The sequence below is a fragment of the Streptococcus sp. 27098_8_23 genome (assembly GCF_041432195.1).
Classification (GTDB): domain Bacteria; phylum Bacillota; class Bacilli; order Lactobacillales; family Streptococcaceae; genus Streptococcus.
Genome location: NZ_JAPVZF010000001.1, coordinates 482,807 through 508,468 on the forward strand (window position 1 = coordinate 482,807; position 25,662 = coordinate 508,468).

A 25,662-nucleotide genomic window follows, 5' to 3' on the forward strand; every position below is an offset into this window, starting at 1 on the left:
TAGAATTTTGGATTTGGACTGTGAAGCGAACTTTGCTATAATAGAATAAGAAACTTTGATAAACCAAACGAGGCAGAGATGAAATTACTTTATACTGATATACGGTCTTCTTTGACAGAAATTCTAACCAGAGAGGCAGAAGAGCTAGTTGCTGCAGGCAAGCGGGTTTTCTACATCGCCCCCAACTCTCTTTCTTTTGAAAAGGAACGCGCCGTTCTGGAATGCTTGTCCCAGCAGGCTTCTTTTGCGATTACCGTCACGCGTTTCGCTCAAATGGCTCGTTACCTGGTCTTGAATGATTTGCCGACTAAAACTAGTCTAGATGACATCGGGCTTGGGATGGCTTTTTATAAGTGCCTTGCGGAACTAGATCCCAAGGACTTGCGTGTTTATGGTGCTATAAAGCAGGATCCTCAATTTATCCAGCAGTTGGTTGAACTTTATCATGAGATGACGACTGCTCAGATGAGCTTTTTGGACTTGGAAAGTTTGACAGATGAGGACAAGCGGGCAGACTTACTCTTGATTTTTGAGAAAGTGACTGCCTATCTTAATCAAGGTCAGTTGGCTCAGGGAAGTCAGCTGTCCCATTTGATTGAGGCTATTGAGAATGACAAGGTAAGCAGTGATTTCAGTCAGATTGCCTTGGTCATTGACGGATTTACCCGTTTTTCTGCCGAGGAAGAGCGTGTAGTGGATCTGCTCCATCGAAAAGGTGCCGAGATTGTTATTGGGGCTTATGCAAGCAAGAAGGCTTATAGCAGTCCGTTCACAGAAGGGAATCTCTACCAAGCCAGTGTGGAATTTCTTCATCATTTGGGGGCAAAATACCAAACACCTGCTCAGGATCGTTCTCAGACTCATGAGAAAATAGATAGTTTTGACAAGGCATCTCGTTTGCTGGAGTCTTCTTATGATTTTTCAGAACTTGCTTTAGATGTAGATGAGAAGGACAGTGAAAACCTGCAAATCTGGTCTTGTTTGACGCAAAAAGAGGAGTTGGAGCTGGTGGCTCGCGCTATTCGTCAGAAATTACATGACCATCCAGAACTGAGTTACAAGAATTTTCGCATTCTCTTAGGTGATGTGGCTTCTTACCAGTTATCACTGAAAACCATTTTTGACCAGTACCAGATTCCTTTCTATCTTGGTAGAAGTGAATCCATGTCCCATCATCCCTTAACCCAGTATGCCGAATCTATTTTGCGTTTGAAACGCTACCGTTTTCGTCAGGAGGATTTGATTAATCTCCTCAGAACTGGTCTGTATACCGACCTTAGTCAGGCTGATATTGATGCTTTTGAACAATATCTCCGCTATCTTGGTATCAATGGATTGCCAGCTTTTCAGCAGACCTTTACCAAATCCCATCATGGAAAATTTGATTTAGAGCGTTTAAATGCTCTTCGTCTGCGAGTTTTGGCGCCACTTGAAACCTTATTTGCCAGTCGGAAGCAAAATACTGAAAATCTCTTGCAAAAGTGGAATACTTTTCTAAAAAATGCTGCTTTAAGCAAGCAGATGCAAGGATTGACAGCTACTATGGAAACTCTAGAACAGGAAAGACAAGCCGAAGTTTGGAAGGCTTTATGCCATGTTTTAGAACAATTTGCGACCGTTTTCGCTGGTACACAGGTTAGTCTAGAGGATTTCCTAGCCTTGCTCCATTCTGGAATGAGCTTATCCCAGTATCGTACCATTCCAGCGACAGTGGACACCGTTCTGGTGCAAAGTTACGATCTGATTGCCCCTCTGACAGCTGACTTTGTCTACGCCATCGGGCTGACTCAGGATCATTTGCCAAAAATCGCGCAAAACACCAGTCTTTTGACAGACGAAGAAAGACAAAGTCTAAATCAAGCAACTGAGGAGGGAGCGCAATTACTGATTGCAAGTAGTGAAAACCTCAAGAAAAATCGCTATACCATGCTTTCCTTAGCCAATGCTGCTCGTAAGCAGTTGGTGTTATCCGCTCCAAGTCTCCTCAATGAAAATGAGAGTAAGGAATCGGCCTATCTTCAAGAACTGGTGAGTTTTGGATTTAATCGGACAGAGAAGAAGATTCATCACAAAGGTCTGTCTAAGGATGATATGGGTTCTTATCACAGTCTTTTGTCTAGCCTTGTTGCCTATCATCAGCAGGCAGGTTCTAGTGAAAATGAGCAAGATGTGACCTTTGTCAAGGTTCTAGCGCGTGTGATGGGGAAAAAACTTGATCAAAAAGGTCTTACAAATCCTGCACTCCCAACTAGCCCAAGCAGCAAGCCATTAGAGAAAGAGACCTTGCAGGCTCTCTATCCAGCTGACAAGGAGTTTTACCTGTCTACTTCTGGTTTAACGGAGTTTTACCGCAATGAATACAGTTATTTCCTCCGTTATGTCTTAGGTTTGCAGGAAGAATTGCGCCTGCGTCCAGATGCTCGCAGTCATGGGAATTTCTTGCACCGTATTTTTGAACGTGCCTTGAAACTGCCTGCTGAAAATCCGTTTGACCAACGACTGGAGCAAGCTATCAAGGAAACCAGCCAAGAACGCGAATTTGAAGCTATTTATCAGGAAAGTTTGGAAGCCCAGTTTACCAAGGAAGTTCTACTTGATGTCGCGCGAACTACGGGCCACATTCTTCGTCATAATCCAGCCATTGAAACCATCCAAGAGGAAGCAACATTTGGTGGTAAAGATCAGGCCTTTATTCAATTGGATAATGGTCGCAGTGTCCATGTGCGAGGCAAGGTTGACCGAATCGACCGTTTGAAAGCTGATGGAGCGCTAGGAGTGGTGGACTACAAGTCTAGTCTGACTCAGTTCCAGTTTCCTCATTTCTTTAATGGGCTCAATTCCCAACTGCCAACCTATCTTGCTGCCCTAAAAAGAGAAGGGGAGCAGAACTTTTTCGGTGCCATGTACTTGGAAATGGCTGAGCCTGTCCAATCTTTATTAGCTGTTAAAAGTCTGGCTGGAGCAGTAGCAGAAGCCAGCAAATCAATGAAATACCAAGGACTCTTTTTAGAAAAAGAAAGCAGTCATTTGGGCGAATTTTATAACAAAAACAAGGCCAATCAGCTGACAGACGAGGAATTCCAGCTCTTATTGGACTACAATGCCCATCTTTACAAGAAGGCAGCTGAGAAGATTTTAGAAGGCCATTTTGCCATTAATCCATACACAGAAAACGGCAGAAGTATTGCCCCGTATGTCCAGCAACACCAAGCCATCACTGGATTTGAATCCAATTACCACTTGGGACAAGCCCGTTTCCTAGAAAAGTTAGAAGTAGCTGACGGCAAGCGTCTGGTCGGAGAAAAACTCAAGCAAGCTTGGTTTGAGAAAATGAGAGAGGAGTTGAATCGATGAAGCCCATTTCCTTTTTAACTGAGGAAGAGATTCAAAAACTGCAAGAAGCAGAAGCGAGTTCGAGCAAGGAACAGAAGAAAACAGCTGAGCAAATCGAAGCCATTTATACGGCAGGGCAGAATATTCTTGTTTCAGCGTCTGCTGGTTCAGGGAAGACCTTTGTCATGGCAGAGCGTATTCTGGATCAATTGGCGCGTGGCGTGGAAATCAGCCAACTCTTTATCTCAACCTTTACCGTCAAGGCTGCTACAGAGCTTAAGGAACGTTTGGAGAAAAAAATTAGCCAACAAATCCAAGAAAGTAACGATGTTGATCTCAAACAACACTTGGGACGTCAGTTGGCAGACCTGCCAAACGCTGCCATCGGAACCATGGACTCTTTCACACAAAAATTCCTTGGCAAACATGGCTATCTGATTGATATCGCACCGAATTTCCGTATTCTACAAAATGAAAGTGAACAGTTACTCTTAAAAAACGAAGTTTTTCATCAGGTTTTTGAAGCCCATTACCAAGGTGAAAATAAAGAAAACTTTAGTCGCTTGGTCAAGAACTTTGCTGGACGAGGTAAGGATGAACGAGGTCTGCGCCAGCAAGTCTACAAAATCTATGATTTTCTTCAATCCACCAGCAGTCCACAAAAATGGTTGAGTAACTCTTTCCTCAAAGGATTTGAAACAGCTGACTTTGTAATTGAAAAAGACAAACTAACTGAGCAAATAAAGCAGGCGCTTTGGGACTTGGAAAGTTTCTTCCGTTATCATCTGGATAACGATGCCAATGAGTTTCCAAAAGCTGCCTATTTAGAAAATGTGCAGCTGGTTCTGGATGAAATTGGCTCCTTAAATCAAGAGTCCGATAGCCAGGCTTATCAAGCTGTGCTTGCGCGTATTATCGCCATCTCTAAGGAGAAAAATGGTCGATCTCTAGCTAACTCCAGTCGTAAGGCCGATTTGAAGCCACTGGCTGATGCCTATAACGATGAGAGAAAGGCCAAGTTTGCTAAACTAGGACAACTGGCGGACCAGATAACCATTCTCGACTATCAAGAACGTTATCATGAAGATACTTGGGAGCTAGCTAAAACCTTCCAAACCTTTATGAGTGATTTTGTGGAGGCTTATCGTGAATGTAAACGCCAAGAAAATGCCTTTGAATTCGCTGATATCAGTCATTTCACCATTGAAATTTTAGAGAATTTCCCACAAGTCCGCGAGGCTTATCAGGAGAGATTCCACGAAGTCATGGTTGATGAGTATCAGGATACCAACCACATTCAAGAACGAATGCTGGAATTGCTGTCGAATGGTCACAATCGCTTTATGGTGGGAGATATCAAGCAGTCTATCTACCGTTTCCGTCAGGCAGATCCCCAGATTTTCAATGAAAAATTCCAACGCTATGCGCAAAATCCTCAAGAAGGCAAGTTGATTCTCCTCAAGGAAAATTTCCGTAGTAGTTCAGAAGTGCTGTCTGCAACCAATGATGTTTTTGTACGCCTTATGGATCAAGAGGTCGGTGAAATCAACTATGACAGCATGCACCAGCTTGTTTTTGCCAATACCAGACTGACTCCCAATCCAGACAACAAGGCAGAATTTCTCCTCTACGATAAGGACGACAGCGAACAAGAGGAGGAAGAGAGCCAAACAGATACGAAACTAACCGGTGAAATGCGCCTGGTCCTCAAGGAAATCCTGAAGCTTCATCAGGAAAAAGGTGTTGCCTTCAAAGAAATTGCCCTTTTGACTTCCAGTCGTAGTCGAAATGACCAGATTCTCCTCGCCCTGTCTGAGTACGGAATTCCAGTTAAAACCGACGGTGAGCAAAACAATTATCTCCAATCCCTTGAAGTACAAGTCATGTTAGACACCCTTCGTGTCATTCACAATTCCCTGCAAGACTATGCCTTGGTAGCTCTGATGAAGTCTCCTATGTTTGGTTTTGATGAGGACGAGTTGGCACGCTTATCCCTTCAGAAAGTAGAAGATAAGGTCCAAGAAAATCTCTATGAGAAACTGGTCAATGCTCAAAAACAGGCAACAAGTAAGAAAAACTTGATTTATACAGCTCTAGCTGAAAAACTCAATCAATTCATGGATATTTTGGATTCTTGGCGCTTATATGCCAAAACCCACTCTCTCTATGACTTGATTTGGAAGATTTATAATGACCGTTTTTATTATGACTATGTTGGGGCTTTGCCAAACGGACCTGCTAGACAGGCCAATCTCTATGCCCTAGCGCTACGTGCTGATCAGTTTGAAAAGAGCAATTTCAAGGGCTTGTCTCGTTTTATTCGTATGATTGACCAAGTCTTGGAAGCCCAGCACGATCTCGCAAGCGTAGCCGTCGCTCCGCCAAAAGATGCAGTGGAGCTCATGACCATTCACAAGAGCAAAGGACTAGAGTTTCCTTACGTCTTTATCCTCAACATGGATCAGGACTTCAACAAGCAAGACTCGATGTCAGAAGTTATTCTCAGTCGTCAAAATGGGCTTGGTGTCAAATACATTGCCAAAGTGGAAACAGGAGCAGTGGAAGCACACTATCCTAAAACCATCAAACTCTCCATTCCCAGTCTAACTTATACGCAGAATGAAGAAGAATTACAATTGGCTAGCTATTCAGAGCAGATGCGTCTGCTGTATGTTGCCATGACGAGAGCTGAGAAAAAGCTCTATCTTGTTGGCAAGGGTTCTCGTGAAAAGCTGGAAGCAAAGGAATACCCAGCAGCAAATAGCGGAAAATTAGATAGCAATACCAGACTGCAAGCAAGAAATTTCCAAGATTGGATCTGGACTATCAGTAAAGTATTTGCCAAGGAAGATCTCAACTTTAGCTATCGCTTTGTTGGTGAAGACCAGTTGACTAGAGAGGCTATCGGAGAATTGGAAAACAAGAGCCCTCTACAAGATAGATCTCAAGCAGGCAATCGCCAGTCAGAAACAATTAAAGAAGCCCTTGAAATGCTGAAAGAGGTGGAAGTTTATAATACTCTTCACCGCGCAGCTATTGAACTACCAAGTGTTCAAACCCCAAGCCAAATCAAGAAATTCTACGAACCGGTTATGGATATGGAAGGGGTAGAAATTACTAACCAAACTCAATCACCGGAAAAGCAAATCTGCTTTGATTTACCAGATTTTTCAACTAAAGAAAAGGTAACTGGAGCTGAGATTGGTAGTGCAACCCACGAACTCATGCAGAGAATTGACCTCAGCCAGCGACTAACGCTTGCTAGCCTGACAGAAACTCTCAAACAAGTTCAAACCAGTCCAGCTGTAAGAGACAAGATCAATCTTTCTAAAATTCTCGCATTCTTTGACACACTACTTGGTCAGGAGATTCTTGCTAATACCGACCATCTCTATCGCGAGCAACCTTTCTCTATGCTCAAACGAGACCAAAAGAGTCAGGAAGACTTTGTTGTTCGTGGGATCTTGGATGGCTATCTGCTTTATGAGAATCGTATCGTTCTTTTCGACTACAAGACAGACCGCTACGATGAGCCAAGTCAACTCATAGACCGTTATCGTGGTCAGTTAGCCCTATATGGTGAGGCCTTAACACGAGCTTATTTGATTGAAAACATTGAAAAATATTTGATTTTACTCGGTAAAGATGAGATTCAAGTTGTAAAAGTATAATTTATACTCTTCGAAAATCAAATTCAAACCACGTCAGCTTCACCTTGCCGTACTCAAGTACAGCCTACGGCTAGCTTCCTAGTTTGCTCTTTGATTTTCATTGAGTATTAGAAAGGAGACCTCATGACACTTCCAGTTAGAAAATCCTTGCACGATGCAGTTTTACAAGCTTCAAAAGCTGATACTTGGGATCAAGCAACCAAGGAATGGAATGAAGTTTCTTTGATTTTTAATGGCATTGGCCGTAGTAATTGTGTCTGCGGGAATGCCATAAAATACGCCTACGAACTCTTTAACGGAGTTACAGGCCAACGTCTCTTTCCTATAGGAAGCGAATGTGTTCGCCATTTTCATCGTATTAGCCTCGACCAGCAACTAGAAGAGGAAGAAAAACTACTCAGAAAAGTTGAAAACCTAACCAGAAAGGCTCAGAAAAAGGAAAAAATCAAGGTTAATAAAAGCGACTTTGACGAACGACTTCTAAATTGGTTTTGGGAAAAAGGTATTTTCAAAGCCAATCGTGGCAATCAATTCGCACCTGAGAAAGATTACCAGCTCTTCCTAGAAGTCTTTCAAGGTGGAAGTTGGACCAAGGCAGAGCCAAATAAGAAGGCTCGTATGGAAGAAGTGCTGGAAAAGTGTATCAAACCTTTTTTACTTGGTAAGACCGATGACCAACTCTACCTTGTCAAACTAGGCAAGGAGAAAATCGACTACGAACAGCATTTACGGATTCAAGCAGAGAAAGAACGTAAGAAAAGAGATAAAATCGCCAAGCAATACGCTGACAATCTCATTCTTGCCATGGGACCTGCAGAACGAGCCTATCAAGATTACTTTGGCTTTACAGAAACCTTGACCCAAGAAGAACGAAAATGGGAGAAAATCCTCTTTGGAAAAAATAGAGAAGAACGGGCTATCAAGGCTAAACAAAACCAAAAGGAGCTGGAAAAGGATCAGCGAATTGCAAGTCAAGATCCTATTGAACGAAAGCAGAAGCAGACTTGGCTTCTTAATTCCTATTTTCGGGATTTGCCTGATGAAAAATCCAGATTTTCTCGACTCCTATTAGAATTTCGAAAAAGTGGAGAAGTAGCCTTTTCAGATGAATACTTATCTGAGCATCTCATCGAATTTTTCTACAAGATGAAAGTCTTTGAGTTTGAAATTGCACCAGAACAAGTCCGCGATTTTCTAAAAGAATGCCTTCAGGCAGAACATCTATCATCTGCACAAGAAAGTTGGACTAGAGGGATTCTCCTCAATTGTCTTCATCCGTTTTTAGATAGGTTACTCATATAGAAAAAATCCTACCTTGTCTATGCATGGTAGGATTTAAGTATCTCCAAAGATGTACTGGTAAAGTTGGACGACTTTCTGAAAACACTGCGTGTCCATTCTTGTTATTTTTTGAGCATTTCGCATCCGAAAATCAAAAGTATACAGTTGAAATGGATTGACAGCACCATCTACCTTGTCTGACGAGACAGGAACGAGCAAGCCTTTTTCTGCCAAACGATGTTGGCCATGAGTGATAGGACAGACAGCCACAAAACCAGTTTGCAAGGCATATTCTCTCCTAGAAACTACCAAGGCAGGTCGCCGTTTCTGGATTTCTCGACCGACTGATGGATCAAAGTCCAGCCAAATGATATCCTGCTTTTCAGGAATATAGTCAGATTTCGCTATCAAGTGACCTTACCCCTTCAAAATCATTTGTCATTCTCAAATCAGTAATCCCATCAAAAGGATCTTTTAGTTTTGGAGCTAAGACAATGACTCCGTCAATCCCTTTGTAGACAACCATTTCTTGACCTTCTGTCATCCCCAAATTTTTAGGAATGGTCACAGTGAGAGAATTCCCTACCTTCCGAGTCTTTACTGTATTCATCGCTCTACCTCCACGAATTAGTATACACTAAGTATATACCTGTTAGCAAAAAAAGTCAAGTAAATCCTGACTGGCATCAAGGATGTTTCGGACCAATACTATTTGTCATTTATTGTGGTCAAAGCCTGTGCAAAAGTTCCTCATTTATGATAGAATAGGTAGTAAGAAGGAAAACGTTTTTACTACGTTTTTTTTAGTCGGAAGGGGAAAATATTATGGCTACTATTCAATGGTTTCCGGGTCACATGTCTAAGGCTCGGCGGCAAGTTCAGGAGAATTTAAAATTTGTTGATTTTGTGACGATTTTGGTGGATGCTCGGCTACCTTTATCTAGTCAAAATCCTATGTTAACCAAGATTGTGGGTGATAAACCAAAGCTTTTGATTTTGAATAAGGCAGATCTTGCTGACCCCGCAATGACCAAAGAATGGCGTCAGTATTTTGAATCACAGGGAATCCAAACTCTGGCTATCAACTCCAAAGAGCAAGTAACTGTAAAAGTTGTTACTGATGCTGCTAAAAAGCTCATGGCTGATAAGATTGCACGCCAGAAAGAACGTGGTATCAAGATCGAAACTTTGCGGACCATGATTATCGGAATTCCAAATGCCGGCAAGTCAACTCTCATGAACCGTTTGGCTGGGAAAAAGATTGCAGTTGTCGGCAATAAACCAGGTGTTACCAAGGGGCAACAGTGGCTCAAAACCAATAAAGATCTGGAAATCTTGGATACACCAGGAATTCTCTGGCCTAAGTTCGAAGATGAAACTGTCGCTCTAAAACTAGCCTTGACTGGAGCAATTAAAGATCAACTACTCCCAATGGATGAAGTGACCATTTTTGGTCTCAATTATTTCAAAAAACATTATCCAGAAAAGCTAGCTGAACGCTTCAAACAAATGAAGATAGAAGAAGAAGCACCTGTTATCATCATGGATATGACCCGTGCCCTTGGTTTCCGAGACGACTACGACCGCTTTTACAGCCTCTTCGTCAAGGAAGTCCGTGATGGAAAACTCGGTAACTATACCTTAGATACATTGGACGACATCGATGACGACGATTAAAGAAATCAAAGAACTTCTGGCTACTGTCAAAGAATTAGACAATCCCCTTTTTCTTGAACTGGAAAAGGATAGTCGCTCTGGAGTTCAAAAAGAAATTAACAAGCGTAAAAAAGCCATACAGGCTGAACTGGATGAGGACCTTCGTTTGGAATCCATGCTTTCCTATGAAAAAGAACTTTACAAGCAAGGAGTGGCCTTAATTGCAGGTGTTGATGAGGTCGGCCGTGGTCCTTTGGCTGGACCTGTAGTCGCTGCAGCCGTTATCTTGCCAAAAAATTGTAAGATTAGAGGCCTCAACGATAGCAAGAAAATTCCAAAAAAGAAACATCTAGAAATTTATCAAGCAGTTCAAGACCAAGCCTTGTCAATCGGGATTGGTATCATGGATAATCACATCATTGACCAAGTCAATATCTATGAAGCGACCAAACTGGCCATGAAGGAAGCAATCTCCCAGCTCAGTCCGCAACCCGAGCACCTCTTGATAGATGCCATGAAACTGGAGTTGCCAATTTCACAAACCTCCATTATCAAAGGAGATGCTAACTCCCTCTCGATCGCAGCTGCATCTATAGTGGCCAAGGTGACACGGGATGAATTGATGAAGGAATATGACAACCAATATCCTGGCTATGATTTCACGGCTAATGCAGGCTATGGAACAGCTAAACACCTAGAAGGACTGGAAAAATTAGGTGTCACCCCAATTCACCGAACCAGTTTTGAACCAGTCAAAACACTGGTTTCAACTAAGAAAGACAAGTAAGAGGAAATGATTATGGAGGAACAGTCAGAAACACTCAGTTCCAAGAAAGAATTTGCCTTTGCCTCAAGCACCATATTATCCCAAGTTGGACGAGGAATCATTGTTGGTCTCGTCGTCGGGCTAATCGTCGGATCCTTTCGTTTCTTAATCGAAAAGGGTTTTCATCTGATACAAGGACTCTATCAAGAACCAGCGCACCTAGTGCGCAATCTTTTTATCATTGGCCTATTTTATGTATTCGTTTGCTGGCTCAGTGCGAAACTAACTCGGTCAGAAAAAGATATCAAGGGTTCAGGAATTCCTCAAGTCGAAGCCGAACTAAAGGGACTGATGACTCTTAATTGGTGGAGTGTCCTCTGGAAGAAATATGTATTAGGGATTCTTGCTATTGCCAGTGGCCTTATGCTAGGTCGAGAAGGGCCAAGTATTCAACTTGGAGCAGTTGGTGGTAAAGGTATTGCCCAGTGGCTAAAATCTAGTCCAGTAGAGGAACGTTCCCTGATTGCCAGTGGAGCTGCTGCAGGCTTAGCCGCTGCCTTTAATGCACCGATAGCAGGTCTCCTCTTTGTTGTAGAAGAAGTCTATCACCATTTTTCCCGCTTTTTCTGGGTCTCAACTCTAGCAGCCAGTCTCGTAGCAAACTTTGTCTCATTACTCATATTTGGTCTAACACCCGTACTGGATATGCCAGACAACATTCCTCTCATGACCCTAGACCAGTATTGGATATACCTCCTTATGGGAGTTTTTCTCGGGCTTTCTGGTTTTCTCTATGAGAAAGCTGTACTCAATGTTGGTCAAATTTATGAATGGCTTGGTCAAAAAATCCATTTGGATAGAGCTTATTATCCGATCCTAGCTTTTATCCTTATCATACCAGTCGGAATTTTCTTACCTCAAATTCTTGGTGGTGGAAACCAGGTCGTTCTTTCTTTGACTGAGCAAGATTTTAGTTTCCAAGTTTTATTAGCTTACTTTTTGATTCGCTTTGTTTGGAGCATGATTAGTTATGGAAGTGGCCTTCCAGGAGGGATTTTCCTTCCCATTCTGGCGCTTGGTTCCTTACTTGGTGCCCTAGTCGGTGTCATTTGTGTCAATCTTGGGCTTGTCAGTCAGGAGCAATTTCCTATATTTGTTATTTTAGGAATGAGTGGCTACTTTGGGGCAATATCCAAGGCTCCCTTAACCGCTATGATACTCGTAACCGAGATGGTCGGAGATATTCGCAACCTCATGCCACTTGGCTTAGTGACCTTAGTCGCCTACATCGTCATGGATCTACTCAAGGGGGCACCAGTCTATGAGGCCATGCTGGAAAAAATGCTACCAGAAGAAGCAACAGACGAGGGAGAAGTCACCCTCATAGAAATCCCTGTGTCTGACAAAATCGCTGGAAAACAGGTTCACGAGCTCAACTTGCCACATAACGTACTCATTACCACCCAAGTCCATAATGGCAAGAGCCAAACAGTTAACGGCTCAACTAGAATGTATCTGGGTGATATGATTCACCTGGTGATTCCAAAAAGTGAAATTGGAAAAGTCAAAGATTTGTTGTTATAAGCTTTTTTTACATAATTTATTTTACGTAAAATATTATTGAAAGGATTCTCAATGAAAAGAAATAAGGCAATTGCAGTATATTTGCTAGGCACATTTAGTCAAATAGCATCAGTTTGTCTCCTTTTCTTTCTCTTGAATCTTTTTTCTATTCATTCCAATCTATTAACTATTTTAGGAATCTTTCTAGGTGGGATTTCTTCAGCTCTTTGGGGAATTATTGTTGCAAATCACTATTTTCATATTCATTTTAAGAAGATTGTAAACGATTTTTTTAACATTCATACCAGTTATAAACACTATTTATTATCTTTTTTCCTTATTGTCCTTGATTTTTCTTTTCTAATGTTTGGTGGGAAAATGATAGAATTTAGCTGGTATCTCCCATTTTTGATGTTCTTCAAATTTATTGTCTTTGGCGGTATAGAAGAGATTGGATGGCGATATGTCTTTCAACCAATTTTACAAGAAAAGTTGCCATATTTTTACTCAGCAATTCTAACCTTTTTCAGCTGGGCGATTTGGCATCTGTTGTTCTTTTACATTGATGGCTCCCTAGCAACTCTGCAAACTCTACCGTTTTTATTTGGATTGCTGACGAATTCTTTCATACTCTCAGCTCTTTATATCAAAACAAAGAATCTCTGGATTTGCGTTATGACACATTCGATCATTAATGTCTTGTCTCAGATAACCATAGATACTGATCGATCCGAAACCTTCCTGCTTAAAATCTTCGTCATCTTGGTATCCTGCTATATGGTAGTACATAAAAAAGATGAGTATAATCGGTATAAATAAAATTAAATATAAACCTTCAAAACCAAATCAAAAAAGATTTGGTTTTTTAAGAATTAGAAATCTAATTTTCAGTATATAGTATGATTTTTACCCCCTACTTTGTAAAGAATGATTAGAATATTGTATAATAAGAAAAAGGAGAAAAGCATAAATGAATAATTCTGGAATTAAAAAAAGTCATACAAGAATACTAATCATTTTGTTACTCGCAACCATCACAGCAGGAGCTATTTTTATGTTTAGTTTGTTAGGAAAATCGCAAGAAGAACATCGGAATAGAGAGTATGAAGTAAGTTTGGTTAATGCCTTAAAGAATTCCTACCAAGGGATTGAAGAGATTAAAATTTCCAATCCAGAATACACAAGCCCTCCTGGTTCGTGGTCTTGTGATGTAGAAATCAAATTTAAACATGAAGTAAAAATTAAGTATGGTATTGGATATTCTCTAGACACTGAAGAAATAACAGATACTTCATTGGAATGGGAAAATAGAGTAAAAGATCGACAATTTTTAAATGAAAACAAGGGTAAAACTGCTTCGAAAATTAGGGTAACTTATTCTAATAATGACGAAGGAGAGCAATAATGGCATTTAGTTATACTGATAAACAACTCAATGAATTAAAGCATGGAAAGAATGTATATAGTGTCAATGCGGAATTTGCTGAGAAAAAGAGGGAATGATAATGAGTAAAGACAGATTAAGAAAAAGCTATAAACCATTATTCATAGTTTTACTATTCGTATTCATCACATTAGGAGGTGTTTTTATGTTTAGGTTGTTAGGGAAGTCTCAAGAAGAACGTCGAAATAGAGAGTATGAAGTTAGTTTGGTGAATGCGTTAAAGAATTCCTATGAAGGGATTGAGGAGATTAAGATTTCCAATCCTGATTATACAACCCCACCAGGTTCGTGGTCTTGTGATATCGAAATTAAATTTAATGATGAAAGAACTCTTTCATATGAGATTAATCATCATTTAAACTATAAAATCAATTATGGTGGCCGTCAAGAAACAAACGAAGATTGGCAGTATTTAGAAACTCATAGAGGGAAAACTTTAAAGTCAGTGAGAATTACTTATTCTGATAGCGAGCAAGGAGAACTATGATGAATTTCCATTATACTGATGAATAATTTAAACCAAGATTATGCTGTTTATAGTGTGAACGAAAAGTCTTCAAGGAGAAAAAGGAGAAAAGCTTAAATGAATATTTCCAGCAATAAAAAAAGATATATAAGACTACTAATCGTTTTGTTACTCGTAGCCATCACAGCAGGAGCTATTTTTATGTTTAGGTTGTTAGGGAAGTCTCAAGAAGAGCGTCGAAATAGAGAATATGAAGTAAGTCTGGTTAATGCGTTAAAGAATTCCTACCAAGGGATTAAGGAGATTAAGATTATGGATCCTTACAATAATGACAAACCGGGTTCGTGGTCTTGTGATATTTCAGTACAGTTCAATGATAGTCAAACTATTACTTATGGAATTAATCACAGATTAACCTATAAAGAAAACCATGATGGTCTTATGAAAGGGAATACTAATGAAGAAATTGATCAACAATGGTCGATACTTCAAAAACACATTGGTAAAACAGAATCTACAATATTAGTACGATATTCAAATGGTGAAACAGGAGAGCAATAATGGTATTTAATTATACTGATAATCAGTTGAATAATTTAACCCAAGATTTTGCTATTTATATGGTAAATGAAGAGTTTTCAAGTAGAAAAAGAGGAAAAGCTTAAATGAATAATTCCAGCAATAAAAAAAGCCATAAAAGGATACTAATCGTTTTGTTACTCGTAGCCATTACAGCAGGAGGTGTTTTTATGTTTAGTATGTTAGGGAAATCCCAAGAAGAGCGTCGAAATAGAGAATATGAAGTAAGTCTAGTTAATGCTTTAAAAAATTCCTATGAAGGGATTGAGGAGGTACATATAACCGACCCTTCATATGCATCAATTCCGTCTGATGCTTGGGGCGCAAAAGTTAAAATATTTTTCTCTGATAGCAAACAACTAAGTTATATAATCGCATTTAATAAACAAAATAACGAAATAAGAAGTAGAGATTTTCAAAATAGTTCTCGAAAAGATGATAATCAATATTTGATAAACCATCGTGGAATTACAGAAAAAAATGTAAAAGTGATTTATTCAAATGGTGAAACAGGGGAACAGTAATGGTATTTAATTATACTGATAAACAACTCAATGAATTAAAGCATGGGAAGAATGTATACGGTGTCAATGCTGAATATGCTGAGAGGAATGGAAATAACAATGAGTAAAAACAGATTAAGAAAAAGCTATAAACCATTATTCATAGTTTTACTACTCGCAACTGTCACAACAGGAGGTGTTTTTATATTTAGTGTGTTAGGAAAATCCCAAGAAGAGCGTCGAAATAGAGAGTATGAAGTTAGTCTGGTAAACGCCTTAAAGAATTCCTATGAAGGGATTGAGGAGGTAACGATTACGAATCCATCGTACAGCTCAATTCCTTCAGACGCTTGGGGGGCGGATGTGAAACTAAAATTTTTTGATGGAACATCTAAAGAACATGTTTTAGCTTTTGATATAAACTCGAATAAAATTAGGATTGGAGTATATAATAAGGATGATGAAGAATTTCAACATTTTTTAAATTCTAGGCGAGGTTCTACTAAGTCAAAAGTTAAAGTTAAATATTCGAATGGTTCAGAAGGGGAGCTATGATGAATAAATACGTGTATACAGACAAACAACTTAATGAATTGAATCAAGGTCCGAATGTTTACAGTGTTAATACTGAGTTCGCACAGCGTAAAGAAAACCGAACAAATATTGTTACTGCTAAATCAGATAACGAGTTAAAAAAGGTGAAATCAACACTATAACCACCTCCGATGGTCAAGAATTCCGTGTCGTTGCGACTAAGTCTCACCGAGGAACAGGTTTTGATGGTTTGGCGGTAGGCTCCTATAGTCAACGGCAAACCGGGTTATAAAAGTATAGCTGTGATTGCTGCGGGAACGGATTCTGGGAGTCCTACTAAGACCTTATAGAAGTAAATCAACTTTTTCTTATTATAGTGTAAAATAGACTAATCTTATAGTATAACAAGAGAAAGGAGGAAATCTTAAATGAACAATTCCAGCAATAAAAAAAGCCATAAAAGGATACTAATCGTTTTGTTACTCGTAGCCATTACAGCAGGAGGTGTTTTTATGTTTAGTATATTAGGGAAATCTCAAGAAGAACGTCGAAATAGAGAGTATGAAGTTAGTTTGGTTGAAACTTTAAAAGATAGTTATGAGGGTGTTGAAGAAATTAGATTTTCTAATGCAAACTACACAAATCCGCCAGGAAGCTGGACTTGCGTAGTTGAACTATTTTTTAATGAGAGAAGCATAAAATATAAAATTAATTATTCAAAAAATGATAAACGTATTTCTGATGTATCCTTAGAAAGAGAGAATGGAAAAGAGGACCGAGAATTTTTAAATAGTCACTTGGGTAAGACTAGTAAACTCACAAAAATTATTTATTCAGATGGTTCAGAAGGAGAATATTAATGGTATACACTTATACTGATAAACAACTCAATGAATTAAATGACGGAAAAAATGTTTATAGTGTAAATTCTGAATATGCTGAGATAAAGAGGAAATGATAATGAGTAAAGACAGATTAAGAAAAAGCTATAAACCATTATTCATAGTTTTACTACTCGTAACTATCACAACAGGAGGTGTTTTTATGTTTAGTATGTTAGGGAAGTCTCAAGAAGAACGTCGGAATAGAGAGTACGAAGTCAGCTTGGTCAACGCTTTAAAAAATTCCTATGAAGGGATTGAGGAGATTAAGATTTCCAATCCAAACTACACAAACCCTCCAGGTTCATGGTCTTGTGATGTAGAAATCAAATTTAATGATGAAAGAAAAACTAAGTATAGGATAGGCCATGGACTCCATGATAAAAAGAATTATCAAGGATCATTGACCAATGAGAAAAGGCAATTCCCTAACAATTACAAAGGAGTGACCGACTTAAAAGTATTTGTTACATATTCAGATAATAGCACGGGTTGAATCGGGATTATGCTGTGTCTAGTATAAATCTTGAATTCGCTAAGCGTAACGGAAGGACTTATGTCAATTCAAATCTCATTGAAAGTATATCTCCTGATGATTTAGAAAAAACCAACACCATAACTACCTCAGATGGTCAAGAATTCCGTGTTATTGCGACTAAGTCTCACCGAATTCTACTGTTATTTATCTTTAAATTATAGTAGAATAGAGAAAAGGAGAAAAGCTTAAATGAACAATTCCAGCACTAAAAAAAATCACAAAAGATTACTAATCGTTTTGTCACTCGCAATTATCACAGCAGGAGGTATATTTATGTTTAGCATGTTAGGGAAATCCCAAGAAGAGCGTCGGAATAGGGAGTATGAAGTTAGTTTGGTAAATGCCTTGAAGAATTCTTATCAAGGGATAGAAGAAATCGAAATTACCAATCCAACATATACGAACCCTCCTGGCGACTGGTCTTGTAAGGTTGATATTTTGTTTGAAGATGGAGAAAAAATATTCTATGGAATTCCACATAACTTAGATGATAAAGAAAATTATAATGGTCGTATGACTTATGGACAGCGAGATTTTCTTAACCTAAGAAAAGGAATAACAACTAATACAGTTACGGTTACATACTCTAACAAAGAAAGAGGGGAGCAGTAATGGTATTTAATTATACTGATAAACAACTTAATGAATTAAACCACGGGAAGAATGTATACAGTGTCAATTCTGAATACGCTGAGAGAAATAATAAACCTTTGGTTACAGAAGCTCCTAATCCGAATCCTTCTTCATCTGATTTTGAAGAAACCAACACTATAACCACTTCAGATGGTCAAGAATTCCGTGTTGTTGCCACTAAGTCTGACATTGAAACAGGATTTGATGGACTGGCAGTTGCACCTATTGTCAACGGCAAACCAGATTATAAAAATGTAGCCGTGATTGCTGCTGGAACGGATCCTGATAGTCCGGTGAATAAAACTATGTTCAGCTCACGCGACGTCAATAGTGCCATAATTGCAAGGCAAACTTATTTATCTCCACAATATAAGGTTGCTGACCAATTCGTAAAAGAGATTATGGACGACCCCCGATACGAAGTCAGCCAACTATCCGGTTATTCACAGGGTTCCTACATGCTGAAGGTAGGAGCTAAATACCACATCCCTACAACCACCTTTAATGCTTGGTTTAAATACGGTGCACTCACACTGGAAGAAAAAGCATTTATTGAAAGTAACCCTTCTATGTTTATAGATTACCGTAGAAAACATGATGATGTAGTACGTTGGAATGATTTTAACCATCCAGAATGGTATAATACTACCACTACAAATTCTATGCCTAGTACGATTCACTGGCTTGATGGTTCGAGTCATAAAATTGGTGACTGGGAGTTTGATCCTGCAACTGGTCAACTTGTAGATGGCAAAGGAGGGAAACCCTTAATCAGTGGCGTTTATCGAGCCTATGCCAACAGTCTCCGAGGAATGGCTCATTACAAGGACTTGAAATCAAAATGGTCATCAGGTGGTATTAGTAGTTCTGAGGAAATATACTTAGATGCAGCTCAAGGTTCTATCCTATCATCATCTATGGCTACAGCAGCAAGAACTGGAGCTGATGAAGTGAGCGCCTTAGCCAAAAAAGCCAATCAGGAATTACAAGAAATTTGGTCAAAAATCGACTTTACGAGCTACACAGCATTGGCTCCCTATGAGGTTGATGCCATTTTTGCTAGTCAAGGTATCACTCAAGCACAGTTTATCAATACGTTTCAGACAGAGACAAATCAAACAACCACTAAGATGAATGCTTCCGCACAAGCATTTGAAAATATGGATAAACAATTACAGGAAGTCATCGAAAAAACAGTAGCAACAGATAAGCAATTAGCCAAGGAGTTTCGACAATGGAAAGAAAAGATGTAAAATGGGAGGAAATAAAAGAGAAAGAAAGGGAACTATTTGCTCTAGAAGACCAATATTATCAAGAAAAGAAGAAACTCGATAACAAAGCCCTTGATCTAGACGAACGAAATGCAAACTTAGAAAAACTAATTTCCGAAGAAGTTGATAAAATGTATCATATTTTGAGAAAATTTTCGTCAACGGCTGATGATGTTAGAGACTATTTTATAGAAATAGAAAATTTGAGACACTTTTCGAATCAAGTATACAGAGATTATAGGGTTAAACTCGAAGATGAGAGAGAAAAATTCGATAACGAGTTTCGCAAAAAAAGAAATGATTTAGACGAAGAATTTCACAAACTAAGGAGAGATTATGCAAGCACCAATGAATGAATACTACACAGATGAAGAATATCAATATGCACTGAAACAAATGTATCGAATGATGGAAAGAAACCGAATCATTACGGAAGCAAAGTTAGCGATAACAGCAAAAAATAAATTAAAAGATAACTTTAATAAAGCAACTAAGAAAATTGCTACAGAAACCAAATCAACCATTACAAGCATAAACAGCCAAATGGACACTGCAATTCAAGGTAAAGTTCGCAAGAGTCTTGAAGAAAAGATTCCGAATATGTTGCTCAAGTATGATGAAATTTAATAAAGGGTTCAGGATAACTGGGGGTAAGTTGGACTTCTGTTTTAAGTTTCTTATATCATCTTTCCGAAAAACTATAATTTTCTTGAAAAATAAATAAATCTATGCTATACTACTAGTAGACTTAATTATGGAGAAAATACATGAAACGTGAGATTTTACTGGAACGAATCGACAAACTAAAACAAATCATGCCCTGGTATGTCTTGGAATACTACCAATCCAAGCTTGCTGTGCCCTACAGTTTTACAACCTTGTACGAATATCTCAAGGAATACGATCGATTTTTCAGCTGGCTTTTGGAGTCTGGTATTTCAAATGTTGATAAAATGTCTGACATTCCTTTATCAGTCTTGGAAAATATGTCTAAGAAAGATATGGAATCCTTTATCCTGTATCTACGTGAACGACCTTTGCTGAATGCCAATACAACCAAGCAAGGTGTCTCTCAGACAACCATCAATCGCACCTTGTCAGCACTTTCCAGTCTTTATAAGTATCTAACCGAGGAAGTCGAAAATGATCAGGGTGAACCTTATTTCTATCGTAATGTAATGAAGAAAGTTTCAACCAAGAAAAAGAAAGAAACACTTGCTGCTAGAGCTGAAAACATCAAGCAAAAACTCTTTCTAGGTGATGAAACAGAAGGTTTTCTAACCTATATCGACCAGGAGTACCCACAACAGCTCTCAAATCGTGCCCTCTCGTCATTCAATAAAAATAAAGAACGTGATTTAGCCATTATTGCCCTTCTCTTGGCGTCTGGTGTCCGCTTATCTGAAGCTGTTAATTTGGATCTAAGAGACCTTAATCTCAAAATGATGGTTATTGATGTCACACGTAAGGGGGGGAAACGTGACTCGGTTAATGTCGCTGCCTTTGCCAAGCCTTATATAGAGAATTATCTCGCCATTCGAAATCAACGCTATAAGACAGAAAAGACGGATACAGCTCTCTTTTTGACACTCTATCGAGGTGTTCCTAATCGTATTGATGCTTCTAGTGTTGAAAAGATGGTTGCTAAGTACTCTGAGGACTTCAAAGTCCGTGTAACTCCCCACAAACTACGCCATACCCTGGCGACTAGGCTCTATGATGCTACTAAATCGCAAGTTTTGGTCAGCCACCAGCTAGGGCATGCTAGTACACAAGTCACTGACCTCTATACCCATATCGTCAATGATGAACAAAAGAATGCTTTAGATAGTTTATGATTGTTACATATTATAAATTATGTAAATCAACTATCGCTAAAAAACGAAAGACCAATTCCTTTATCTTTCGTTTTTTAGCTATTTAAACTCAATCCAGTAGTTACGGTGTGGCTCTATAATTACTGGTTTACCCCAAAAGGCTTGAAGATAGGCTAGATTTACTGGGCTTACAGGTTTTTTTGAATCATTGTACTGATCAGCACTCTCTTTAGTTAGAAAACATTTTACTGCTTCATAAGAAGTTCCATCAGATGATTCTCTTTCGATTCCCATATACGAAATTTCGCCACCATTTTTAAGATCATCAGTCAACAGTTTACCAATAAAGAACACTGTCTTATCTTTCATAAGTTCATAAGCCTTACTATTTTCAAGTCGGTTGTTTGCTGCAGCATACATAATACAAAAACTATCAACAATATCTTTCAAAGGCATTAAGTCCTCTTTGCTTACTTTGATTTCATCGGGGAGAAGTCCGCCAATTATAATATTTTGGAAATAGGCTTGCTGGATTACATTATCTAAAGCCATTCCTAAAGGTATTTGAACAGCTTGGTATCCTAAAGGCTGAAGCTCTTTGTATTTCTTATCATAATGTTCTTGTGTGATGCTTATATTTAAACTTTCAGTTTGAGAAATTTCCGTATTTCTATAAAAAGCAACAACATTGCGGTCTAACTGTTCAAATAGGTTAAGTTTTTCTACTGGAATTTCTAACATAATGAATAACTCCTTTCATTTTTCATCACTATTATAATCTAATCAGCATGATTCTTAAGTTTAACCCTAATAAAAGAATCCATCATAAATGGATTCTTTTTCCTTACCCCACTACTGCTTCAGCGATTTCTTCACGGCTGATACCAGCAAAATAGCGTGTGATGTCAATAGTTTCTAAGGCCTTAAGGACATCTTCGCGTTCGTATTTCATGCCACGAAGGACATCTTCTACAGCTGCAACGTCCTCGATACCAAAGAAGTCACCATAGATCTTGATATCTTGGATTTTTGATTCAATGACGTTGGCAAAAACTTCAACCTTACCACTAGTGAATTTTGTTCCACGACGGACGTTAAATTCAGGTGATTTACCGTAGTTCCAGTCCCAAGTTCCAAACTTAGTATCCTTGATGCGGTTGATTTCAGCTAATTCTTGCTCAGAAAAAACGTATTCAGTCATCTCTGGGTACTCTTTTTTCATGTATTCCAATAGTAAATCACGGAATTCTTCAACTGTGATTTTTTCTGGTAATTCATTGATAATATTGGTAACACGGGCACGGACGGATTTCACACCTTTTGATTCAAATTTATCTTTTGAAACCTTGAGGGCGTTTGCTAGGACTGACAAATCAACGTCAAAGAGCAAGCAACCGTGGTGCATGATACGCCCATTGATATAGGCTTGGGCATTTCCACAGAATTTCTTACCGTCAATCTCAAGGTCATTACGACCTGTGAATTCAGCTTTAACACCAAGTTGAGCCAAGGTATTGATTACTGGAGTTGAAAAACTCTTGAAGTCAAAGGCACGGTTTTCATCTTCTTTTGAGATGATTGTGTAGTTGAGGTTGTTTAGATCGTGGTAAACAGCTCCGCCACCACTGATACGGCGGACTACCTCAATACCATTTTCTCGAACAAAATCACGGTTGATTTCTTCGATAGTGTTCTGGTGACGACCAACAATGATAGAAGGTTTGTTAATCCAAAGAAGGAAGATTTGATCCTCATCTAGTAAGTGTTTAAAGGCATATTCTTCCAAGGCGATATTAAAAGCAGTGTCGTTTGAATGATTGATAATATATTTCATGATATCCCTTTATACGATAGAGACTGGAAATAATCTTCCAGTCTAGTCTATCTTCGTTTTATTTTTTCTTAGGTGAATGGATAGCCATTCCTAGAACATCCGCAAATGCTTCGTACATCACTTCAGAGTATGTTGGGTGTCCGTGGATAGTCTTCAGCATTTCTTCGACAGTTATTTCCATTTCGATGATGCTTGACGCTTCGTTGATCAATTCTGCAGCTGCAGGACCGATGATATGGACACCAAGGATTTCACCGTATTTCTTATCTGCAATGACTTTAACGAAACCTTGAGCTGCATCAGAAGCAATGGCACGTCCGTTAGCCGCAAAGTTGAATTTACCGATAGCAACATCGTATTTCTCGCGAGCTTGCTCTTCTGTTAAACCTACTGCTGCTACTTCAGGAAGAGTGTAAATGGCTGCAGGAGTCAAGTTCAATTTGGCAACAGCATGATTTCCTTTGAGGGCATTTTCAGCGGCAACTTCACCCATGCGGAAGGCTGCGTGCGCCAACATCTTCGTACCGTTGATGTCACCAGGTGCGTAGATTCCAGGAACAGAAGTTTCCATATATTCGTTAACCTTGATGCGACCACGATCCAATTCAAACTCAACATCGCCAATTCCTTCAAGATCTGGCACACGACCGATTGAAAGAAGAGCTTTATTTGCAATGATATCGTCTTTTCCTTCAACCTTGATACGAAGTTGTCCATTTTCCTCGATGATTTCTTGCAATTTTGTACCTGTTAAGATAGTCATACCTTTGCGTTCTAAAATCAAGCGAAGATTCTTAGAAACTTCCGCATCCATAGCTGGAACGATACGGTCCATCATTTCAATAACAGTCACTTTTGAACCAAATGTCATGAAGGCCTGACCGAGTTCAATACCGACAACGCCACCACCGATGATTACGAGGCTCTCTGGAACTTCGTTCATTTCAAGAATGTCATCACTGGTCATGACAAGTGGAGATTCCATACCAGGAACGTTAATCTTGCTGACTTTTGAACCACCGGCAAGGATAATTTTCTTGGTTTCAAGCAATTCAGAACCATTTACCAAGACATTCTTATCTTTAGTGATTGTACCAATTCCCTTATGAACAGTAACTCCGTAACTACGAAGAAGACCCGCAACACCACCTACCAAGGTATTGACAACCTTAGACTTAGTTTCAAGGAGTTTGTCCATATCTACAGTGAAGTTTGGATTTTCGATGACGATACCACGATTTGCTGCATGACCGATATTTTCGATGATTTCAGCGTTGTGAAGGTAGGTCTTAGTTGGGATACAGCCACGGTTCAAGCAGGTTCCACCGAGTTCAGATTTCTCAACAAGGGCAACTTTACCACCAAGTTGTGCTGCTTTAATCGCTGCAACATAACCAGCAGGACCTCCACCAATCACAACGATATCAAAGGCGTCATCACTCTTACCGTCGTCGTTTGAGGCACTAGCTGCAGGCGCCTGGCTAGCTTCTGGCGCTACAGCACCAGCTGTTGGGATGTTTTCTCCTTCTTCACCAAGGTAACCGATGACTTCCGTTACAGGGACAGTTTCACCATCTCCTTTGAGGATGGCAATCAAGTATCCATCTTCTTCGGCTTCCAATTCCATGCTGACTTTGTCAGTCATGATTTCCAAAAGGATTTCTCCTTCTTTTACAAATTCTCCGACTTTCTTATTCCATTGGACGATTTGTCCTTCTGTCATATCCACGCCGGCTTTTGGCATAATTACTTCTAAGGCCATGTCTTACTTCCTTTATCTATATCTCTAAAAATAAATACTGTATTTTTAAACCAACATTGAGATTGGGTTCTCAATTAAGGCTTTCAAGTCTTTCATAAACTTAGCACCAGCCATACCATCTACAACACGGTGGTCAATGGTTAATCCAAGGCTCATGATAGGGCGAATGACAATCTCACCATTGACAACTACAGGTTTCTCAACTGTTGAGCTAACCCCGAGGATAGCTGAGTTTGGTTGGTTAATAATAGGACCAAAGGACTGAACGCCAAACATTCCCAAGTTACTAATTGTGAAGGTTGAATTTTGGAGTTCGCTTGGAGCCAATTTACCATCCAAGGTACGACCAATGACATCCTTGAAGGCTACAACCAACTCTGAAAGGCTCATCTTTTCAGCATTATAAACAACAGGTGTCATCAATCCATTATCCATTCCAACTGCCATAGCAAGGTTGACATAATTATGAGTGATAATGGTCTTGCCATCTTCAGTCAATGAAGCGTTGATGTAAGGGTGTTTCATCAATGTTTTTACAACAGCGAGTGAAAGAAGGTCTGTTACAGTAGTCTTCTTACCAGTTGCTTCCATAATTGGCTCAAGAACCTTCTTACGAAGAGCCAACATTTCTGACATATCGACATCGTAGTTGAGTGTGAAAGTTGGCGCAGTTAGGTAAGATTCAACCATACGTTGCGCGATAACCTTACGCATTGGTGTCATTGGAATACGCTCAATCTCACCATAAGGAGTGAAATTGTCTGGAACTTCTTCCACTTTTTCGATTTGAGCAGGAGACTTGATGGTGTCGTTTTCGATATTTTCAGGAAGCAAGGCCAAAACGTCCTTCTTCATAATCTTACCACGATGACCTGTTCCTTGGATTTCCTGCCAAGCAATGTTATGTTCGAGGGCAATTCGTTTTGCAAGTGGCGAAATGCGAACCACATTTGTGTCTTTATAAGTTTCCACGTCTTCTTTGTGGACACGACCGTTTGCACCTGAGCCAGAAACGTCGTAGAGGTTGATCCCTAGATCATCCGCTAACTTTCTAGCCGCAGGAGTCGCTCTTAGCTTGTCATCAGCCATGACCTCTCCAATTCTATACTAAGATATTAAGGACGAAGAGG

General features: G+C 39.4%; 25 protein-coding genes. 19 read left to right on the top strand and 6 right to left on the bottom strand.

What is annotated here, in order from left to right; translation table 11 throughout:
- Window positions 1–78: 78 nt before the first annotated feature.
- The 3 genes from rexB to O3652_RS02405 all read left to right on the top strand — a co-directional run bounded on the left by rexB (window position 79) and on the right by O3652_RS02405 (window position 8,306).
- Window positions 79–3,354: an ATP-dependent nuclease subunit B gene (gene rexB, locus O3652_RS02395; protein ID WP_371590032.1), complete on the top strand. Its 3,276-nt coding sequence runs from the start codon at window positions 79–81 to the stop codon at window positions 3,352–3,354.
- Window positions 3,351–7,004, top strand: coding sequence for a helicase-exonuclease AddAB subunit AddA (gene addA / locus O3652_RS02400; protein ID WP_371590033.1), 3,654 nt, complete (start codon window positions 3,351–3,353; stop codon window positions 7,002–7,004). Before rexB ends, addA begins: the two co-directional genes overlap by 4 nt.
- 123 nt (window positions 7,005–7,127) lie before the next feature.
- Complete coding sequence (locus tag O3652_RS02405) at window positions 7,128–8,306, top strand: hypothetical protein (RefSeq protein ID WP_125414878.1); 1,179 nt, start codon at window positions 7,128–7,130, stop codon at window positions 8,304–8,306.
- A 33-nt stretch (window positions 8,307–8,339) separates the two neighbouring features.
- On the opposite strand, the gene O3652_RS02410 is transcribed toward O3652_RS02405, so the two are convergent.
- Both O3652_RS02410 and mazE read right to left on the bottom strand, forming a co-directional pair.
- Window positions 8,340–8,696 carry a type II toxin-antitoxin system PemK/MazF family toxin gene (locus tag O3652_RS02410; protein WP_061427366.1) on the bottom strand — a complete coding sequence of 119 codons (357 nt, stop codon included), beginning with the start codon at window positions 8,694–8,696 and terminating at the stop codon, window positions 8,340–8,342.
- Window positions 8,680–8,895 carry a type II toxin-antitoxin system PemI/MazE family antitoxin gene (gene mazE, locus O3652_RS02415; RefSeq protein ID WP_001098942.1) on the bottom strand — a complete coding sequence of 72 codons (216 nt, stop codon included), beginning with the start codon at window positions 8,893–8,895 and terminating at the stop codon, window positions 8,680–8,682. Before mazE ends, O3652_RS02410 begins: the two co-directional genes overlap by 17 nt.
- Window positions 8,896–9,110: 215 nt before the next feature.
- Between mazE and ylqF the strand changes: the two genes are divergently transcribed.
- The 16 genes from ylqF to xerS all read left to right on the top strand — a co-directional run bounded on the left by ylqF (window position 9,111) and on the right by xerS (window position 20,957).
- Window positions 9,111–9,962: a ribosome biogenesis GTPase YlqF gene (gene ylqF, locus O3652_RS02420; RefSeq protein WP_000201310.1), complete on the top strand. Its 852-nt coding sequence runs from the start codon at window positions 9,111–9,113 to the stop codon at window positions 9,960–9,962.
- A complete protein-coding gene (locus O3652_RS02425) occupies window positions 9,949–10,728 on the top strand; it encodes a ribonuclease HII (RefSeq protein ID WP_371590034.1) in 780 nt (259 codons plus the stop codon). The genes ylqF and O3652_RS02425 overlap by 14 nt, the downstream gene beginning before the upstream one ends.
- Window positions 10,729–10,740: 12 nt before the next feature.
- Window positions 10,741–12,291, top strand: coding sequence for a chloride channel protein (locus O3652_RS02430; protein WP_371590035.1), 1,551 nt, complete (start codon window positions 10,741–10,743; stop codon window positions 12,289–12,291).
- Between the two features lie 51 nt (window positions 12,292–12,342).
- Window positions 12,343–13,089: a CPBP family intramembrane glutamic endopeptidase gene (locus O3652_RS02435; protein ID WP_070567375.1), complete on the top strand. Its 747-nt coding sequence runs from the start codon at window positions 12,343–12,345 to the stop codon at window positions 13,087–13,089.
- Between the two features lie 151 nt (window positions 13,090–13,240).
- Window positions 13,241–13,675: a hypothetical protein gene (locus O3652_RS02440; RefSeq protein ID WP_001065608.1), complete on the top strand. Its 435-nt coding sequence runs from the start codon at window positions 13,241–13,243 to the stop codon at window positions 13,673–13,675.
- A gap of 100 nt (window positions 13,676–13,775) precedes the next feature.
- The gene (locus tag O3652_RS02445; RefSeq protein WP_025172943.1) at window positions 13,776–14,201 is read left to right on the top strand and encodes a hypothetical protein; all 426 of its coding nucleotides are present in this window, start codon (window positions 13,776–13,778) and stop codon (window positions 14,199–14,201) included.
- A gap of 96 nt (window positions 14,202–14,297) precedes the next feature.
- Window positions 14,298–14,741 carry a hypothetical protein gene (locus O3652_RS02450; RefSeq protein WP_070567377.1) on the top strand — a complete coding sequence of 148 codons (444 nt, stop codon included), beginning with the start codon at window positions 14,298–14,300 and terminating at the stop codon, window positions 14,739–14,741.
- A gap of 104 nt (window positions 14,742–14,845) precedes the next feature.
- The gene (locus O3652_RS02455; protein ID WP_001066087.1) at window positions 14,846–15,283 is read left to right on the top strand and encodes a hypothetical protein; all 438 of its coding nucleotides are present in this window, start codon (window positions 14,846–14,848) and stop codon (window positions 15,281–15,283) included.
- 99 nt (window positions 15,284–15,382) lie between these two features.
- Window positions 15,383–15,817, top strand: a complete 435-nt coding sequence (locus tag O3652_RS02460) for a hypothetical protein (RefSeq protein WP_084943495.1) — start codon at window positions 15,383–15,385, stop codon at window positions 15,815–15,817.
- Window positions 15,818–16,224: 407 nt separating this feature from the next.
- Window positions 16,225–16,656 (top strand): hypothetical protein, encoded by a 432-nt coding sequence (locus tag O3652_RS02465; protein WP_070567379.1) that lies wholly within the window; start codon window positions 16,225–16,227, stop codon window positions 16,654–16,656.
- A gap of 94 nt (window positions 16,657–16,750) precedes the next feature.
- Window positions 16,751–17,173 carry a hypothetical protein gene (locus O3652_RS02470; protein WP_083303859.1) on the top strand — a complete coding sequence of 141 codons (423 nt, stop codon included), beginning with the start codon at window positions 16,751–16,753 and terminating at the stop codon, window positions 17,171–17,173.
- Between the two features lie 231 nt (window positions 17,174–17,404).
- On the top strand, window positions 17,405–17,827 hold the full coding sequence (locus O3652_RS02475) for a hypothetical protein (protein WP_070567382.1): 423 nt from the start codon (window positions 17,405–17,407) through the stop codon (window positions 17,825–17,827).
- Complete coding sequence (locus O3652_RS02480; RefSeq protein WP_070567384.1) at window positions 17,827–19,101, top strand: hypothetical protein; 1,275 nt, start codon at window positions 17,827–17,829, stop codon at window positions 19,099–19,101. Before O3652_RS02475 ends, O3652_RS02480 begins: the two co-directional genes overlap by 1 nt.
- Window positions 19,083–19,475: a hypothetical protein gene (locus O3652_RS02485; protein ID WP_125413726.1), complete on the top strand. Its 393-nt coding sequence runs from the start codon at window positions 19,083–19,085 to the stop codon at window positions 19,473–19,475. The genes O3652_RS02480 and O3652_RS02485 overlap by 19 nt, the downstream gene beginning before the upstream one ends.
- Entirely contained in the window at window positions 19,456–19,746 is a 291-nt protein-coding gene (locus tag O3652_RS02490) for a hypothetical protein (protein WP_070567388.1), read from the top strand. The genes O3652_RS02485 and O3652_RS02490 overlap by 20 nt, the downstream gene beginning before the upstream one ends.
- A 140-nt stretch (window positions 19,747–19,886) precedes the next feature.
- On the top strand, window positions 19,887–20,957 hold the full coding sequence (gene xerS / locus O3652_RS02495) for a tyrosine recombinase XerS (RefSeq protein WP_033629758.1): 1,071 nt from the start codon (window positions 19,887–19,889) through the stop codon (window positions 20,955–20,957).
- A gap of 78 nt (window positions 20,958–21,035) precedes the next feature.
- Here the strand turns inward: xerS and O3652_RS02500 are convergent, their stop codons facing one another.
- The 4 genes from O3652_RS02500 to O3652_RS02515 all read right to left on the bottom strand — a co-directional run bounded on the left by O3652_RS02500 (window position 21,036) and on the right by O3652_RS02515 (window position 25,621).
- On the bottom strand, window positions 21,036–21,677 hold the full coding sequence (locus O3652_RS02500; RefSeq protein ID WP_125413727.1) for a hypothetical protein: 642 nt from the start codon (window positions 21,675–21,677) through the stop codon (window positions 21,036–21,038).
- A gap of 103 nt (window positions 21,678–21,780) precedes the next feature.
- Entirely contained in the window at window positions 21,781–22,770 is a 990-nt protein-coding gene (locus tag O3652_RS02505) for a lipoate--protein ligase (protein WP_070567392.1), read from the bottom strand.
- A gap of 58 nt (window positions 22,771–22,828) precedes the next feature.
- The gene (gene lpdA / locus O3652_RS02510; protein WP_371590036.1) at window positions 22,829–24,532 is read right to left on the bottom strand and encodes a dihydrolipoyl dehydrogenase; all 1,704 of its coding nucleotides are present in this window, start codon (window positions 24,530–24,532) and stop codon (window positions 22,829–22,831) included.
- A gap of 45 nt (window positions 24,533–24,577) precedes the next feature.
- On the bottom strand, window positions 24,578–25,621 hold the full coding sequence (locus O3652_RS02515; RefSeq protein ID WP_371590037.1) for a dihydrolipoamide acetyltransferase: 1,044 nt from the start codon (window positions 25,619–25,621) through the stop codon (window positions 24,578–24,580).
- Window positions 25,622–25,662: the final 41 nt, after the last annotated feature.

What these genes read in the sequence shown, in the direction of transcription:
- O3652_RS02435 (WP_070567375.1), top strand. Translation starts at nt 12,343, where the DNA reads ATGAAAAGAAATAAGGCAATTGCAGTATATTTGCTAGGCACATTTAGT.
- O3652_RS02500 (WP_125413727.1), bottom strand. Translation starts at nt 21,677, where the DNA reads ATGTTAGAAATTCCAGTAGAAAAACTTAACCTATTTGAACAGTTAGAC.
- O3652_RS02405 (WP_125414878.1), top strand. Translation starts at nt 7,128, where the DNA reads ATGACACTTCCAGTTAGAAAATCCTTGCACGATGCAGTTTTACAAGCT.
- mazE (WP_001098942.1), bottom strand. Translation starts at nt 8,895, where the DNA reads ATGAATACAGTAAAGACTCGGAAGGTAGGGAATTCTCTCACTGTGACC.
- O3652_RS02440 (WP_001065608.1), top strand. Translation starts at nt 13,241, where the DNA reads ATGAATAATTCTGGAATTAAAAAAAGTCATACAAGAATACTAATCATT.
- O3652_RS02425 (WP_371590034.1), top strand. Translation starts at nt 9,949, where the DNA reads ATGACGACGATTAAAGAAATCAAAGAACTTCTGGCTACTGTCAAAGAA.
- O3652_RS02470 (WP_083303859.1), top strand. Translation starts at nt 16,751, where the DNA reads ATGATAATGAGTAAAGACAGATTAAGAAAAAGCTATAAACCATTATTC.
- addA (WP_371590033.1), top strand. Translation starts at nt 3,351, where the DNA reads ATGAAGCCCATTTCCTTTTTAACTGAGGAAGAGATTCAAAAACTGCAA.
- O3652_RS02460 (WP_084943495.1), top strand. Translation starts at nt 15,383, where the DNA reads ATGAGTAAAAACAGATTAAGAAAAAGCTATAAACCATTATTCATAGTT.
- O3652_RS02480 (WP_070567384.1), top strand. Translation starts at nt 17,827, where the DNA reads ATGGTATTTAATTATACTGATAAACAACTTAATGAATTAAACCACGGG.
- O3652_RS02475 (WP_070567382.1), top strand. Translation starts at nt 17,405, where the DNA reads ATGAACAATTCCAGCACTAAAAAAAATCACAAAAGATTACTAATCGTT.
- O3652_RS02455 (WP_001066087.1), top strand. Translation starts at nt 14,846, where the DNA reads ATGAATAATTCCAGCAATAAAAAAAGCCATAAAAGGATACTAATCGTT.
- O3652_RS02490 (WP_070567388.1), top strand. Translation starts at nt 19,456, where the DNA reads ATGCAAGCACCAATGAATGAATACTACACAGATGAAGAATATCAATAT.
- O3652_RS02465 (WP_070567379.1), top strand. Translation starts at nt 16,225, where the DNA reads ATGAACAATTCCAGCAATAAAAAAAGCCATAAAAGGATACTAATCGTT.
- O3652_RS02450 (WP_070567377.1), top strand. Translation starts at nt 14,298, where the DNA reads ATGAATATTTCCAGCAATAAAAAAAGATATATAAGACTACTAATCGTT.
- lpdA (WP_371590036.1), bottom strand. Translation starts at nt 24,532, where the DNA reads ATGGCCTTAGAAGTAATTATGCCAAAAGCCGGCGTGGATATGACAGAA.
- O3652_RS02445 (WP_025172943.1), top strand. Translation starts at nt 13,776, where the DNA reads ATGAGTAAAGACAGATTAAGAAAAAGCTATAAACCATTATTCATAGTT.
- O3652_RS02505 (WP_070567392.1), bottom strand. Translation starts at nt 22,770, where the DNA reads ATGAAATATATTATCAATCATTCAAACGACACTGCTTTTAATATCGCC.
- xerS (WP_033629758.1), top strand. Translation starts at nt 19,887, where the DNA reads ATGAAACGTGAGATTTTACTGGAACGAATCGACAAACTAAAACAAATC.
- rexB (WP_371590032.1), top strand. Translation starts at nt 79, where the DNA reads ATGAAATTACTTTATACTGATATACGGTCTTCTTTGACAGAAATTCTA.
- O3652_RS02515 (WP_371590037.1), bottom strand. Translation starts at nt 25,621, where the DNA reads ATGGCTGATGACAAGCTAAGAGCGACTCCTGCGGCTAGAAAGTTAGCG.
- ylqF (WP_000201310.1), top strand. Translation starts at nt 9,111, where the DNA reads ATGGCTACTATTCAATGGTTTCCGGGTCACATGTCTAAGGCTCGGCGG.
- O3652_RS02430 (WP_371590035.1), top strand. Translation starts at nt 10,741, where the DNA reads ATGGAGGAACAGTCAGAAACACTCAGTTCCAAGAAAGAATTTGCCTTT.
- O3652_RS02485 (WP_125413726.1), top strand. Translation starts at nt 19,083, where the DNA reads ATGGAAAGAAAAGATGTAAAATGGGAGGAAATAAAAGAGAAAGAAAGG.